Origin of the sequence: Bradyrhizobium sp. WSM1417, from assembly GCF_000515415.1 — a bacterium.
Lineage (GTDB): Bacteria > Pseudomonadota > Alphaproteobacteria > Rhizobiales > Xanthobacteraceae > Bradyrhizobium.
Map to the genome: position 1 here is coordinate 2,850,370 of NZ_KI911783.1, position 16,667 is coordinate 2,867,036.

Consider the following 16,667-nt stretch of genomic DNA (forward strand, 5'->3'; position numbering starts at 1 on the left):
TACAATGCGCCTTAGGGGAAGAAGTAGTCAGCTCAGGTGCCTTCTGGCCATTCGATCGGCGAGCATTGCAGTTGCAGTCCGCGGCGCTCGATCTCTTGGCGCAGTTCCTCTGCGCGCACTTTCGCCGGTGCGCCCATCAAACGAAAGCCAGACCTCGCATCGGCACGGACCTGAGTGCGGATGCTCTCGTACATCTGGAGGATGTACTGGTCGGAAAGATTTTCAAACGACATGTTCGCACAATCCTTGAAAAGAAAGGGTGGACCGCCAGAGTTCTCGCGTCGCTGGCGGCCCATACCGGACAATTGAAATCGTGGTCCTTGGGGATCGACTTGGGGGGTAAGACCAGCCGTGTCCGGCGCGACAAGCAGTAGCGGCGCGCGCGACCGGTCTCAAGTCGACTTTCGGATTAACCTCACTTCTCAAGGTTACGGGCGAAAGGGCGGCCATGGACCGCGTCACCGCTCTGGTCGCGCTCGCCCGTCTGAAACTGCGGCTGGAGCTGCTGCCAGCGCAATCCGCAACTGTTGGAGGCTATCGACATGAACCGCACATTAAGCGGCCGTTCGAGCTGGCAGGCTTTCCCGGCGGGCTGACCCGCGCCGAAAAAACCGAGAGCGATCTCGCCGTCAGGGCGCGCGCACTATGACACGGTGCTGGCCGACATCGACGACCAGCACGCATTGCTGAAAACCCATGTCGGCTCGCTCGAGGTCGCCCGCGCCGCGCTCGACCAGGTCATCGACCGCATTACCGCGACCTATGGCGACCCAAATGATGGCTCAAGCGAGCAGGGGCGGCTCGTCCGAGGTCGCCAGGTATTGACGGGAAGCCCGCCTAGAGGCCGCCGGCGGCCGGGGCGTTTCTTGGGGAATCGCTGGGTCGGCGGACTTTCGGGCGGGACTGGGAGCCGCGCGAGAAAAGCTTAGTGAACCGCTACGTGCCAGGCAATTTTGGCAGGTAGACCGTGATCCAGGCCAAGGCCTTCGGCACTCATCGCCGCATGCTGGCCGAGCTCCGCGAGACCCTCACGGTGCGCGGCTACAACGGCGCGCGCGAGCCGCGCGCCGGCGGCCGAGCCCGTCGCGCTGGCGCGCGTCGTGGGTACCCCGCGGGGGACATCGTGCGGTCAAGCAGGGCGACCGCAAGGTGATCCCGCTCAACGATCCCGCGGCCGTGGTGCCCACGCTGACGATCCAGAACGTGAATCTCGACTGGTATTTGACTGTCAGCGTGCCGGCGAATCCCAGCCCGTAGCCGTCTTATTCTCCGTCGGCACCGACATACTGACGCGAAGTCGTCGAATCCAATCGCTTCGAGCTCACGCCGACATTGGTTGAAGCGCCGGCCCAACGGAATCAAACTGATTTATGCGGCTAGCTGTCATGATCATTCTCGCCACCGAACTCGCCGCTTCTTCGCCTGAAGACGACGTAACCGGGTCGACAAACGCTAACGCTGTAAAGTTATACTCTGTGTTTGATCCGAAGCATTTGATCAATGTGTCAATGCCTGCATCAAGTGCGACCACGGGTGATGAACGACGTGCTCGGCGTCTTGCCGTTTGAAGGGAGCCCGCTAGAAACTTTGGTTCATTTTTCGGCCAACCGCGCGGACTCCATTAGCTACCGCCGCGATGCCCGTGATCAGTTTCATCAGGACAACGGCCTCTGCGGCCGACTTGACGGGGTGGCCATATTGCTGGCGCGTTTCGCGGCAGGGGCACATAGGCAGCTGGGCCAGAGGCAACTGCGCGCGTGAACCTCAGGGGGGCTCGTCAGCGGCCAGTCGCGCAACGCTAGCCGCGCGGTCCAGACACTCAGTGAGCAACTTCATACAAGTTGGCTCGACTGGCGTGTTAACCGACTCGCAGATTTTCAGCTGACGACTTGCCGCGGTTGTCGCGTTCCTCATAGCTGACCTTAGCGCCTTCGTTGAGTGTGCTGAGACCAGCTTTCTCGACTGCCGAGATATGAACGAAGACGTCTTTACCGCCATTGTCGGGCTGTATGAACCCGTAGCCCTTCGTCGGATTGAACCACTTCACAGTACCTACGGCCACCGAACGCTCCCTGAATATAAAAGGCGATGAGATCCTAGTTCGTCGGAATAGGGCAATGCAAGGGCGGACCCGGTCGGAAAGGACGCGCAGTGGCTCTTTGGGAGATACGGAGATGCTTCAAGGCATTCGATGAAATTCGACAACCCGCCTCTTGATCGAAACCCTCGCCCGCAAGCCTGCATGCAGCCATGCTCTAGCTTGGCTGTGCGCCAGTTTCAGCGAGATCTCATTGCTCCACCAGGCGGTAAATCTGTATGCTGATGCTGGGAGCTCTCGCCCAAGGATCGCTTCTATCTCGGAAAAGGTGAGGCGGATGACCTGGCGGCTATCGCTCAGCAGGCTCTGGCGCAAAGGATCGTAGACCGACTTCCGAATGATTATGCCTCCGCCCGAGGGATGGCGAGCCTAGCCTCATGTTAGGACTGCGGGAAGGGCGCCCGGAGAGGGATCTTGTGGGGAGCGGACCTCTCTTTCGGAAGGTTACTACCCTCGGCTTCTGGCCCGACGCCGTGAGCGGCTGAAGCAAGCCACACGACCTATTTTCAGGAATACCCGCAAAGGGCCACCGCGACCCGCTGGTGAGCGATTCCCAGGCACGGCGGCGCAGTGACCGCCAGCGAGCGAGAGGTGGCCATTTGGTCGCGGCTCCACGAGCCCGTGACCGACAGCACCCGTCCGTGGGTGAGCGGTACCGGTGGTGGTCAGCTGGGCTATAACTATCAGTTCAGCAGGAACCGGGTCTTCGGTGTTGAGGACGACATCGGTGCTGCTAACATCCACGGCTCCCGGACTGTCGGCACCAAAGCATTCGGCGCCGGCATGACCTCGGCTTACTTCGTCGCCGAGGACAAGCCGAACTGGGTCGCCACTGCAACCGGTCGCCTCGGCTCTGCGTGGGGCCGTACGCTCCGGTACGTCAAGGGCGGCGCTGCCTTCTGACAGGCAAGCCCAACGGCAGGCTGAGCGTTACGACCAAGGCCGCGCTTGGCCATTATTTCACGATCGGAGGCCAGCCGATCGAGCCCGACAAGATCAGCCTGACCCAGACACGGGTGGGAGAGCTCACAAAGCATAGTACCCGGGTCTTCCCCATCCAATGCAAGAGCGACGAAACCTTAAAGGGCCATTCGTGCGTAGCAAACGAGAAGCCGGGTGCGGCTGCGGCAACGTCGCGCAAAAGCGATGACGACGAAAAGCCCCGCCGCAAGCCATCGACCCGCGAGGCGGATCGCGACCCGGTCAAGCGCGCGAAGATCGAAAACGTTGCGCCCCGTGCCCGGCAGCAAGCCGTCGCACGTCCGAGCATACGTCAGCGGTGGTAGCGGTCATAGCACGATGATCGGCGTTGGATTTTGAGACGACCGAAGCCGGCCGAGTCAAGGGGGGCTTTGATGGAGCAATAAGGAGTGGACATGAAGCGGCTTTACTCGCTGGCGCTTGCTGCAGCGGTCTCTGCGCCGTTCGTGATGATTGCCATTGCACCGGCCGATGCGGATCACGGAACGCAGGTCACCGGTGCAAGCTCCTTCACATCGCGCCACCTGCCTGCATCCCCGCCGGGCGGTGACTGGACACATGATCCCCATAACCCGTATTGCCGCAGTACCTACGGGCGCCGTCTGTGGCGGCCCCCGGTGTGGTCGTGATTTCGTGGCTGATGCTCGGGATCGGCTTCTGATTTGCAGTAGTCAATGGTGCTCGGCGCGCCCGAAGAATCCGCCCAATTCAAGCTAGCGGGACCTCTGGGGTCACAGCTTGGTTCGCTATTGCGGACTTCAGGCTTGATCCCGTTCTGCTGGTCGAACCTCCTGACCAAGGATTGAATGTAGCGCGGATCATCCGAACGAAGCTGCTCAAATAAACGAAGGTCGTACGCGGTGAATTCCACTAGGGATTCGTCAATCGTGCCTCCTTATCCTGCCCATATCTAGGTTGCTGTAGCGGGAAAAGTGGTAATCCCAAAAGGCCGCTTGAAAAGATCGGTGCGTGATGCAGCGCCAATATAGAGAAAGCCCCACCTGGGGGAAGCGGGGCTTCTGGTGGGGGGAAGCTTAGGGAGGCTTCTACCATAAAGACGCTCGATCGGGGACAAGGTCCAAAGCTAAAAAACGAACCACGCCAATACCGCGATGATCGGGACCATTGCACTCCGAAATGCTTGCAGGTGGCGCTACTGATCGGCCCCGCACGCGCTGAACGACTATTGACGATAAGTCAGTCATCGAAGCCGGCTGTGCCAACAGCCAATCGACGCCTGGCGTAGCGATACGCTCATTGCGCTTCTCAGCCCATGCCCGACGTCGTTCATGACATCTGATGATTAGCGAAGAACATGAAGCGGTTTATTCACCGCGTGCGTCCCACCCATCCGCTTCGTAGTCGGGCTAAGGCATCTTTGGCGGCACTGGTACCAAAGCACCGCAACGCCGTAAATTTCCGGTGGCCGGGAGGAGCTGGGGATGTCGATCGTGGCAACCACAACCTTGAAACAGCGATTAAGTCCTTTGAAGGGCAGAAATGCTGTGCAACATTATCACGTTTTTATGATTTTTTAACTTTTTTGCGGGGCCCGTCGTGAATTACAGCGGCAAGTTTTCTTCCAATGCATTGCACGGGGACGCTGCTCACCTTGCGTTTGACGGGGCTGAGACGACCACCGTCAAGGCCGTTCAAGTCCTAGACGCCCACCTCCTATTCTCAGGCGAGTACCAGCGGCTCGGCTCCGATCTCATCATCTCGGATCCATCAAGCCGAGTCGTAATCACAGACTATTTCAAAGGGAATGGTCATGCTCGCCCGCTGCTCGTGTCCCAGGATGGCGCGCCTCTTGGGTCTGCGATCGTAGACGCCCTGACCGGCTACACAACTTATGCTCAGGCCGACCCGCAGAGCACCGCAGGTAAGGTGGTCGGGCACGTCGTTAAGATGACCGGCAGTGCGAGTATCGTTCGCAACGGTGTCACTATTATCGCAAACACGGGCGACGTAATCTATCAAAATGATGTTGTGCAAACCGGCAGCAACTCGACCATTGGCCTGGTGCTCGACGATGGTTCCACATTCAACCTGTCAGCTAACGCGAGATTCTTACTCGGTGATCTTACATATGATCCGGGTAGCACATCGAACAGCGCATTTTTGACGCTAATACAAGGCGCCGCCAGCTTCGTGGCCGGACAAGTCGCCAAAACCGGTGATATGCGGGTGGCAACGCCGGTAGCCTCAATCGGTATCCGAGGGACAGCGGTCAATCTTGAAATTTCTTCGGCGGATGGGAAGACGGTATCGATCTCGGTCATTGATCAGCGCGATAATTCCGTGCACGCCGTTGAGGTCTTCAATAACGCTGGCGTATTGATTGGTACGGTGACGAGTAATGGCACGTCGCTCACCCTCACTCCCACCGCAACGTTCGAGGTGATCGCGCAGCAGGTTGACAAGACGGCTGATCAGGTCGCGAGAGAATTCAACGCTTTTCAGCAAGTTCTGAGCACCTACGACGCAGCTAAGCAGATCCTTCCGAACCTGCCCGAACACACTGATAATGGCGACCATCAAAACGATAATAATGCTAGTCCGAACAGTACAAAGTTTGCCGGAAGCCCGCCGCTCAATCCTCCGGGCACCGAATACCACTCACCCGCGGGAACGAACACCACTCATACGGCGAGTGGCGAAACGCCAGTAACCACGGTCCAAGTCACCATAGGAACGCTTACGCCAGCCGAAAAGTCGACCACATCTGGCGTCGACGTCGCGCCTTCCGTAATCCAGGTAAAGCTTACCTCACTTCCGTTTGTGATCACTCCTCCTTACGTCAACGTTATCGCTTCAGGGCCCGGGCATCACAGCGGGCCTGTCATGAGTGCGAACGGCGACGTCGTGTATGATCCCGATGGCGCGATTTACTTTTACGACCGAGCAGCAAACAGCACGACGACAATTGCCTCGCCTGCGGGGGGGTGGATATACGGTTCACCCACGATCAGTTCTGATGGCCGCTATATCCTCTACGAAGGTTCAAACGGCAGCCGCAGCTACGTCTTTGTCTACGGAACAGATCCTTCGGATTCGACCCACTATCATGTTCAGACACAGATCGCTCTTGGTCAGGCCCCCGCTGTTAGCGGCGACGGCAGTACGATCCTTGCCCGACAAGCAGATGGCGACATCGCAATATATGGTCTGCAGGGTAATCTGAAGGGCACAATCACGGCCGCGGCGGTTGGTAGCTCTGGTGCGGTCTGGACACCTGCCATCAGCGCCGATGGTCATTTGATTGTTTTCTGGAATTCCGATTCAAATGCGATTGGCGGCTCAGGTCACCTCTTTTGTTTCGATCTTTCAACGGGGGAGTTTAGCCACCTCGCCGATACTTCCGTGGGTGCGGGTGCGAGCCTTCCTACCTTGAGTGCCGATGGGCGCCTGATCGCCTATCAGAGCGTAGACGCAACAGGCCATTCTGAAATTTATTTGTATGATCTAGAAAGCAACGCCGTTCTCTTTCACACTGCTGACGCTTCAAGCAGCTTCAACCCGGTCCTGAGTCCGGATGGGAATTTTATAGTATTTACAAGCGACGCGAAGCTGTCCGCCGCTGACAACAATGCAGTCGCGGATGTCTATATCGTCGATGTCACATCGCCTGCCGACCCCGTTTACAAGCTTGTTTCTGAGGGGGTGGGCGTCACATCAAAGGGCGGCGTGGCCATCAGCGCCGGTGGGCAATACGTCGCATTTGCTGGCGACAGCGGTATATTTCTTGCAGACCCGACTTTGAGACATAGTGCGGTCATAACCGAGACAATCAACTCTTCAAGCGTGCTGCAAGCGAGCGGCCTGATACCAATTACGGGTACCTACGCGGATGTCGTCATCAGCACTGCAGATCAGTTCGGAAATGCAGATCCGAATTTCACAGCGAAGTTCGACGCTGTCGGAAATATCAGCTGGGCGTTCAGTGAAGAAAAAAGCCATTTCGACGCGCTGCCCTATGGTCGAGATGCCACTCAGAAATTCGTCATAACGCTTTCCGCTGATGACGGGGTGGTGACTATCCCGGTGTATGTGACCGTGCACAATGGTGTGCAGCCAAACATTAACGTTGTCGACTTTAAGCCCGTTGCGACCCCCGTAACTCTGCAGGATGGCCAGCAAGACGCGTCGTATACGGTCACGTCGGCCGCGTTGCTCAAGGGTGTGGTCGACGTTGACGGCCCCTCGTTATCGATTTCCTATCTCTCGATTCGAGACGGCGGGGGCAGTCTGGACCAAGTTGATAACCAGACCTGGAGATACACGCCGGATCCGGGGTTTAGCGGCCGTGTCATCTTCAACTACGACGTCACGGACTCCATCAAGAGCGCTGCTTCGATTGCCAGCCTCGATATTGCATTGCCATTATCCCTTGTTTCGATCGCTCCAGATACGGAGCTGAATGGAGATTTTGTTACGAGCAGCCAGAATTTGACTGTTCTTGGAACAAACGGCGCGATTTTCTTCGGAGAACGGATTCAGATAAGTAGCGATGGTGGTGTCAACTGGAGCGACGTCGCTCAGACTACTGCTTCGACCTGGAGTTTTGTTGATCCACTGCCGCACGGTACGAGCTTTACTTATGACGTCCGCGTCCTAGATTCGGCCGATGTGGTGATCAACTCGACGAGCCGAGTGGTCACAATTGACACCATAGCGCCTATCGAGGCGCTGGCGATCACTGCGATCACCCAGGACACCGGCACGGCCGGTGACTTCATCACCAGCGACACGTCGCTGACGGTCTCCGGCAGCAATGGCGCGCTGGCCTCCGGCGAGAAGATCCAGGTCTCGAGCGACGGCGGCGTCACATGGGCCGACGTCACCCAGTCGACGGCCACGAGCTGGAGCTATCTCGACCCGGCGACCCATGCGACCAGCTTCAGCTACCAGACCCGGATCGTCGACACCGCCGGCAATGTCGGGACCACCGCCAGCCAGGCGGTGACGATCGACACGAGCGCGCCCACCATTACGATCTCCAATGCCGGCGGGTCCACCAACCAGGCGAACCAGACCATCACCGGCACGGTTGATGTGGCTGATGCCGGGGCCACCGTCACCGTCTATGACGGCATCACGCCGGTGAAGACGGCCATCGTCCAGGGTGACGGCAGCTGGAGCGCACTCGTCACGCTTGGCAATGGCAGCAACTCGCTGACGGCCAAGGTGAGCGATGTTGCCGGCAACACGACGACCAGCAACGCCGTTGTCTACACGCTGAGCACGACCGGCCCGGCGGTGACAGAGCATCTGACCTCCGATACCGGCTCTTCGGCGCTTGACCAGATCACCTCTAACCCTGCGCTGAGCGGCACCGGCCTGGCCAACACGACGGTGCACTTCACTATCGATGGCACCTTGATCGCCACCACCAGTTTGGCGGATGGGAGCGGGAACTGGTCGTTCACACCGAGCGGTCTCGCTGATGGACTGCACACCATCGTGGCAAGCCAGACGGACACGTTTGGCAATACGGGCAGCGCCTCGCTGACCTTGACGCTCGACACCACCGCTCCGACCGAGGCGCTGGCGATCACGGCGATCAATCAGGACACCGGCACGGCCGGTGACTTCATCACCAGCGACACGTCGCTGACGGTCTCCGGCAGCAATGGCGCGCTGGCCTCCGGCGAGAAGATCCAGGTCTCGAGCGACGGCGGCGTCACATGGGCCGACGTCACCCAGTCGACAGCCACGAGCTGGAGCTATCTCGACCCGGCGACCCATGCGACCAGCTTCAGCTACCAGACCCGGATCGTCGACACCGCCGGCAATGTCGGGACCACCGCCAGCCAGGCGGTGACGATCGATACGAGCGCGCCCTCCGAGGCGCTGGCGATCACGGCGATCAACCAGGATACCGGCACGGCCGGTGACTTCATCACCAGCGACACGTCGCTGACGGTCTCCGGCAGCAATGGCGCGCTGGCCTCCGGCGAGAAGATCCAGGTCTCGAGCGACGGCGGCGTCACATGGGCCGACGTCACCCAGTCGACAGCGACGAGCTGGAGCTATCTCGACCCGGCGACCCATGCGACCAGCTTCAGCTACCAGACCCGGATCGTCGACACCGCCGGCAATGTCGGGACCACCGCCAGCCAGGCGGTGACGATCGATACGAGCGCGCCCTCCATTACGATCTCCAATGCCGGCGGGTCCACCAATCAGGCGAACCAGACCATCACCGGCACGGTTGATGTGGCTGATGCCGGGGCCACCGTCACCGTCTATGACGGCATCACGCCGGTGAAGACGGCCATCGTCCAGGGTGACGGCAGCTGGAGCGCACTCGTCACGCTTGGCAATGGCAGCAACTCGCTGACGGCCAAGGTGAGCGATGTTGCCGGCAACACGACGACCAGCAACGCCGTTGTCTACACGCTGAGCACGACCGGCCCGGCGGTGACAGAGCATCTGACCTCCGATACCGGCTCTTCGGCGCTTGACCAGATCACCTCTAACCCTGCGCTGAGCGGCACCGGCCTGGCCAACACGACAGTCCACTTCACCATCGATGGTACACCCGTCGGTGCAACCACGGTCGCAGATGCTTTGGGGAACTGGTCGCTTACGCCAACCGGCTTGGCTAACGGTCAGCACACCATCGTGGCAAGCCAGACGGACACGTTTGGCAATACGGGCAGCGCCTCGCTGACCTTGACGCTCGACACCACCGCTCCGACCGAGGCGCTTGCGATCACTGCGATCACCCAGGACACCGGCACGGCCGGTGACTTCATCACCAGCGACACGTCGCTGACGGTCTCCGGCAGCAATGGCGCGCTGGCCTCCGGCGAGAAGATCCAGGTCTCGAGCGACGGCGGCGTCACATGGGCCGACGTCACCCAGTCGACAGCGACGAGCTGGAGCTATCTCGACCCGGCGACCCATGCGACCAGCTTCAGCTACCAGACCCGGATCATCGACACTGCCGGCAATGTCGGGACCACCGCCAGCCAGGCGGTGACGATCGATATCAACGCTCCGTCCGCTCCGGTGATCAGTACGGTCACGGACGATGTATCGCCGCTGACGGGTTCAGTTGCCGAAAACGGCTTCTCGAATGACCCGACACTGACGGTGGCAGGTACTGCGGAAGCCGGCAGTACGGTGACACTGTACGATACCGACGGCGCGACAGTCCTCGGCACGGGCATTGCGGTCGGCGGCAGCTATTCAATTGCGACAGCGAGCTTGAGTCAGGGCAGCCATACGCTGACGGCCAAGGCAACCGATGTGGCGGGGAATACGGGTGTAGCGTCAAGTGCATTTCATGTCACGGTGGACACGTTGGCGCCAGCGGACATCATTTTGTCAAACGCGAGTGTCGCAGAAAATAGCACGACAGGAACGGTGGTCGGTTCCCTATCTGAAATTGATCCCGGTGGTACCGGAACAGCGATCTTTTCGCTGTTGGACAATGCCGGTGGCCTGTTCGCAATCAGCAATGGCAATTTGTTGGTCGCCGGGATCCTAGATTACGAGACGGCCCAATCGCACCAGGTCACCGTGCGAGTTACCGATGCGGCCGGCAATTTCTTCGACAAGGATCTCAAGGTAGCTGTTCTCGACGTGGCTGGTATCACGCTGACTGGCGACGCTGGTGCCAACGTTCTTATAGGTACAATTGAGGCCGATAGTATTTTCGGGCTTGCCGGGAATGATCGGCTACAGGGGCTTGGGGGTAACGACAGTCTGGACGGTGGGGACGGGTTTGATCGCGCAGTCTATACGGACGCGACCGGCTCGATCACCGTCAACCTCGCGGCCGGCACGGCCAGTGGAGCCGGGGTCGGCAGCGATACGCTCATCAGCATTGAAGCCGCCGTGGGCGGGGATTTTGCCGACACGTTCGATGCGACCGGCTTTACGGGATCGAGCGCACAGCCCGGTGTGGCCTTGGGCCAAAGCGCTTTTGAGGGCCGGGGCGGCGACGACGTGATCACCGGCCGCATCAACGATCTGGGTCAATCGTTGACGCGGGTTGAGTATCTCGGCGCCTCGGCTGCGGTGACGGTCGATCTTGCCGCCCGCACCGGGCAGGGCACGGCGGCCGGCGATGTGGCCAATGTCGGCCACGACACGTTTACCAACGCCTTGCAGGGCGTGTTTGGGTCGGCCTACGGCGATACGATCTACGGCAGCAACAACGCCAGTTTCACGTATGAGGTCTTTGAAGGCCGCGGCGGCGACGACTATATCGACGGCCGTGGCGGGTATGACATGGTCGCCTACAATAACGACGTGACGACCACGTCGGGTATCACGATCAATCTTGCCGCTGGAACCGTTGTTGGCGATTCCACCATTGGCACGGACACGCTCCGTGACGTAGAGGCGGTGCGGGGCACCAACTTCCACGATGTCTTTGACGCGACCGGTTATGGCCTTGCCGGCGCCCTGAACGTCTCTTCGACCAACGGCACCTTCAACGATTTCGCAGGCGCCGGCGGCAACGATACGATCATCGGCAACGGCAACACGCGCCTTAATTACTCGAGCGCGCAAGCCGCCGTTACGGTTGACCTTCAGATCACCGTCGGCACGGCCCTCACAGTGGCCGGCAGTGCCACCGGCGCGACCGAGGGCACCGATACCTTCACCGGTGTCAACGCCGTTCAAGGCTCCATTTTCGCCGACACGCTGCTGGGCAGCAGTTATAACAATACGTTCACGGCCCTGGGGGGAGACGACTACATCGACGGCCGCGACGGGTTCGATACGTCAAGTTATAACAACCTGAACACGGTGACGGGCGGGGTTGCCGTCCACATGGCGGCTGGCACGGTGATTGGCGACGCCTCGAGCGGCACCGATACGCTGCGCAATATCGAGGGGGTTCAGGGCACCGGCTATGCCGATACCTATGATGCCACCGGCTATGGACTGGCAGGCGCACTAAACGTCTCGACCAGCAACGGCAGCTTCAACCAGTTCGAGGGTCTTGGCGGCGACGACATCGTCACCGGCAACGGCAACACGCGCGTGCTTTACAGCAACGCCACCGGCGCGGTCACGATTACGATCGGGGCGGGAGGCGCAGGTTCGGCGTCAGGCGATGCCTCGACGGGGCACGACACCTTCACTGGCGGCGTCAACAGCGCGATCGGCAGCAACTTTGCCGACAGCTATAACGCCTCGACCTTCAACAACGGCTTCAACTCGTTCCAGGGCAACGGTGGCAACGACACCATCACCGGCAACGGCTCAACCCAGGTTCAGTACAGCAATGCCACCTCCGGCGTGACGATCACGATCGGGGCCGGCGGCGCCGGTTCTGCATCTGGCGATGGCTCGGTCGGGTCGGATACCTTCGTCAGCGGCGTCAACAGCGCCGCCGGCGGCAATCTGAACGATACCTATAATGCGTCTGGTTTTGGAGCCGGATTGTACAACTCGTTCCAGGGCAATGGCGGCAACGACACCATCACCGGCAACGGCTCGACCCAGGTTCAATACTTCAGCGCCACCTCGGGCGTGACCATCACGATCGGGGCCAGCGGCACCGGCTCTGCATCCGGCGACGGCTCGGTCGCGTCAGATACCTTCGTCAGCGGTGTCAACAGCGCAGTCGGAGGCAACCTGAACGATACCTACAATGCGTCCGGTTTTGGAGCCGGATTGTACAATTCGTTCCAGGGCAATGGCGGCAACGACACCATCACGGGTAACGGCTCAACCCAGGTCCAGTACAATAACGCCACCTCGAGCGTGACGATCACGATCGGAGCCGGCGGCGCCGGGTCGGCCTCGGGGAATAGCTCGGTCGGCACCGACAGCTTCAACGGCGTGAACAGCGCGCTGGGCAGCAATTTCGACGACATCTACAACGCATCGGCGTTCAGCGCCGGCCAGTTCAACTCGTTCTATGGCAATGGTGGCAACGATACCATCACCGGCAACGGCTCGACCCAGATTGAGTACTTTGGCGCCAGCGCCGGCGTGAACGTCAACCTGACCACCGGAGTTGCCTCAGGCAACGCTTCGGTCGGTACCGACACGATCACCGGCGGCGTAAATGGCGTCCAGGGATCGAACTTCGCCGACACCATCACCGGCAGTTCAGGCAACGACTCCCTGTTCGGCGATGGTGGCGACGACATATTGTCCGGCGTGGGCGGCAATGACTATTTGGCTGGCGGGTTGGGTGCGGACACGTTCGTCTACTCTATCGGCGGGGCGGACTATATCGGCGACTTCAATCGCAGCGAGGGCGACCGGATCGACCTGACCGGGGTAACGGGTGTCTTCACCCTCGCCGACATCCAGGCCCGTGCGACGCAACAGGGTTCTGATACGCTGATTAACTTCGGCGGCGGCAACACCATAACGCTGGCCAATGTCACGGTTGGGAGCCTGGTTGCCAGCGACTTCCTCTTCAACAACAGCATCATCGGCACGTCCGCCAATGACGTGCTGGTCGGTACCAGCCAGAGCGACGGCATCTTCGGGCTTGCCGGGAATGATCGGCTACAGGGGCTTGGGGGTAACGACAGTCTGGACGGTGGGGACGGGTTTGATCGCGCAGTCTATACGGACGCGACCGGCTCGATCACCGTCAACCTCGCGGCCGGCACGGCCAGTGGAGCCGGGGTCGGCAGCGATACGCTCATCAGCATTGAAGCCGCCGTGGGCGGGGATTTTGCCGACACGTTCGATGCGACCGGCTTTACGGGATCGAGCGCACAGCCCGGTGTGGCCTTGGGCCAAAGCGCTTTTGAGGGCCGGGGCGGCGACGACGTGATCACCGGCCGCATCAACGATCTGGGTCAATCGTTGACGCGGGTTGAGTATCTCGGCGCCTTGGCTGCGGTGACGGTCGATCTTGCCGCCTGCACAGGGCAGGGCACGGTGGCCGGCGATGCGGCCAATGTCGGCCACGACACGTTCACCAATGCCCTGCAGGGCGTGTATGGGTCGGCCTACGGCGATACGATCTACGGCAGCAACAACGCCAGTTTCACCTATGAGGTCTTTGAAGGCCGCGGCGGCGACGACTATATCGACGGCCGTGGTGGGTATGACATGGTCGCCTACAATAACGACGTGACGACCACGTCGAGCGTCACAATCCATCTTGCCGCCGGAACCGTTGTTGGCGATTCCACCATTGGCACGGACACGCTTCGTGACGTGGAGGCGGTGCGGGGCACCAACTTCGACGATACCTTCGACGCGACCGGGTATGGCCTAGCCGGCGCCCTGAACGTCTCTTCGACGAACGGCAACTTCAACGACTTCGCAGGCGCCGGCGGCAACGACACCATCATCGGCAACGGCAACACGCGCCTCAATTACTCGATCGCGCAGGCCGCCGTTACGGTCGACCTCCAGATCACCGTCGGCACGTCCATCACGGTGGCCGGCAGTGCCACGGGCGCGACCGAGGGCACCGATACCTTCACCGGCGTCAACGCCGTCCAAGCCTCGGTCTTCGCCGACACGCTGCTGGGCAGCAGTTACAACAATACGTTCACGGGCCTGGGGGGAGACGATTACATCGACGGCCGCGGCGGGTTCGATACGGCAAGTTACAACAACCTGAACACGGTCACGGGCGGGGTTGCCGTTAACATGTCGGCTGGCACAGTAACGGGCGATGCCTCGAGCGGCGCCGATACGCTGCGCAACATCGAGGGTGTTCAGGGCACCGGCTATGTCGATACCTATGATGCCACCAGCTATGGACTGGCGGGCGCGCTGAACGTCTCGACAAGCAATGGCAACTTCAACCAGTTCGAGGGCCTCGGCGGCGATGACATCATCACCGGTAACGGCAATACGCGCGTGCTTTACAGCAATGCCACCGGCCCGGTCACGATTACGATCGGGGCGGGCGGCACCGGTTCGGCATTGGGCGATGCCTCGACCGGCCACGACAGCTTCACCGGCGGGGTCAACGCGGCGATCGGCAGCAACTTTGCCGACAGCTATAACGCCTCGACCTTCAATAACGGCTTCAACTCGTTCCAGGGCAACAGCGGAAACGACACCATCACCGGAAACGGCTCGACCCAGGTTCAGTACAGCAACGCCACCTCGGGCGTGACGATCGATCTGATCGCGGGTACGGCCGTCGGCAACAGCTCGGTGGGAACGGACACTATCACGGGCGGCGTCAACTCCGTCCTCGGATCCAACTTCAACGATGTGATTTCTGGGACTAACAATGCGACCGTCACGGACGTCTATTTCGGCGGCGGTGGTAACGATACAATCGATGGTCGTGGCGGCTACGATCTCGCAAACTACAACGACAGCAGCGTCTCCGCGGGTATCAATGTCAATCTTGCAGCTGGAACCGTTGTGGGCGACGCCTCAACGGGGACTGACATATTGCACGGCGTCGAGCTCATTCGAGGCACCAGGTTTGCAGACTCGTATGATGCCACCGGCTTCAATGGCAGCAGCACGAACGCCGGTTCCTATGATGCCTTCAATACCTTCGAAGGCATGGCGGGCAACGACACCGTGACAGGAAACGGGGACACCCGTGTTGATTACTCGCATGCACTCGCCGCGGTTACTGTTGATCTAGCTGCTGGAACGGGACAAAGCGCCGCCGCAGGTGATCTAGCAGGTGTCGGTTTCGATACCTTCACGAGCGGTGTAAACTCCATACGCGGTTCAGATTTTGACGACGCACTCCGTGGTAGCAATAATGCCACTGGTGCGGAGGAATTTATTGGGGGCGCAGGCAACGACACCATCGACGGACGTGGCGGATTTGATCGCGCCATGTTTTCGGCATCGTCCAGTGATACGACCACCGGAGGAATTGTCGTTGATCTTGCAGCGGGCACGGTCGCCGGCGACGCCTCGATCGGCAACGATACATTGAAATCGATCGAATCGATCCGCGGGACCAACTTCGCTGACACATTCAATGCAAGCGGGTTCAGCGGTTCGAGCGTGAACGCCGGCAGCAATGGCACGCTAAACGAATTCGAGGGGGAAGCCGGCAATGACACCATCGCGGGAAACGGCAACACGCGAATAGCGTTCTATCACGCTGCCAGCGGCGTAAACGTAGACCTCAGCACTGGAATCTCCACGAGCCTCACAAATGGGGACGCCGCACATGTTGGAGCCGACACATTCACTGGGGTTGCTGCTGTGCGCGGCTCAGAGTTTGGCGATCAGATCACCGGCAAGTCGGGAAGTATAACGTTGGACGGCCGCGGAGGCGACGATATCCTCATTGCAAATGGAGGAGCGAACACACTTATCGGGGGAGCGGGCAACGATCAATTTAAGTTCAAAGCAGCTCTTGCGAATGGTGCCACAATCTCTGACTTTGCCGGCAATGGCGCCGCAGCTGGAGACTCTATCGAGTTTGAGAGTTTTGGCACGGCGGCGCAAGGTGCGACATTTACCTTCTTAAGCGCCGCCGGTGCTGATTCTATTTGGCAAATCCACTCCGGCTTGGACGGTCACAACGAACTAATTACGCTGAAGGGCATCGCTACGTCCGGTGGTGTTCATAGTAGCGATTATTTGTTCGTTACGTAGATTTGGGCGCATTGATACGATGGTGGCTCTGATGCTGAGTCGAACCTACAGGAGA

Annotated in this window: 7 protein-coding genes; 5 read left to right on the forward strand and 2 right to left on the reverse strand. The window is 60.0% G+C overall.

The annotated features are described in order from the left end of the window. Positions 1–32 precede the first annotated feature (32 nt). Positions 33–233 (reverse strand): hypothetical protein, encoded by a 201-nt coding sequence (locus BRA1417_RS40425; protein WP_035969365.1) that lies wholly within the window; start codon positions 231–233, stop codon positions 33–35. Between the two features lie 215 nt (positions 234–448). Between BRA1417_RS40425 and BRA1417_RS0113760 the strand changes: the two genes are divergently transcribed. Both BRA1417_RS0113760 and BRA1417_RS0113780 read left to right on the forward strand, forming a co-directional pair. Beyond that, a complete protein-coding gene (locus BRA1417_RS0113760) occupies positions 449–649 on the forward strand; it encodes a hypothetical protein (RefSeq protein WP_027516244.1) in 201 nt (66 codons plus the stop codon). 887 nt (positions 650–1,536) lie between these two features. After that, positions 1,537–1,761: a hypothetical protein gene (locus BRA1417_RS0113780; protein WP_027516247.1), complete on the forward strand. Its 225-nt coding sequence runs from the start codon at positions 1,537–1,539 to the stop codon at positions 1,759–1,761. A 97-nt stretch (positions 1,762–1,858) separates the two neighbouring features. Here BRA1417_RS0113780 and BRA1417_RS0113785 read toward each other — a convergent pair whose 3' ends face one another. Continuing rightward, positions 1,859–2,062, reverse strand: a complete 204-nt coding sequence (locus tag BRA1417_RS0113785; protein WP_027516248.1) for a cold-shock protein — start codon at positions 2,060–2,062, stop codon at positions 1,859–1,861. Between the two features lie 657 nt (positions 2,063–2,719). On the opposite strand from BRA1417_RS0113785, the gene BRA1417_RS40430 reads away from it, so the two are divergent. From BRA1417_RS40430 to BRA1417_RS0113800, 3 genes are all read left to right on the forward strand, one after another. After that, on the forward strand, positions 2,720–3,001 hold the full coding sequence (locus BRA1417_RS40430) for an outer membrane protein (protein WP_156948739.1): 282 nt from the start codon (positions 2,720–2,722) through the stop codon (positions 2,999–3,001). A 473-nt stretch (positions 3,002–3,474) separates the two neighbouring features. Next, a complete protein-coding gene (locus BRA1417_RS44025; protein ID WP_156948740.1) occupies positions 3,475–3,708 on the forward strand; it encodes a hypothetical protein in 234 nt (77 codons plus the stop codon). 928 nt (positions 3,709–4,636) lie between these two features. Then, on the forward strand, positions 4,637–16,612 hold the full coding sequence (locus BRA1417_RS0113800) for an Ig-like domain-containing protein (RefSeq protein ID WP_156948741.1): 11,976 nt from the start codon (positions 4,637–4,639) through the stop codon (positions 16,610–16,612). Positions 16,613–16,667: the final 55 nt, after the last annotated feature.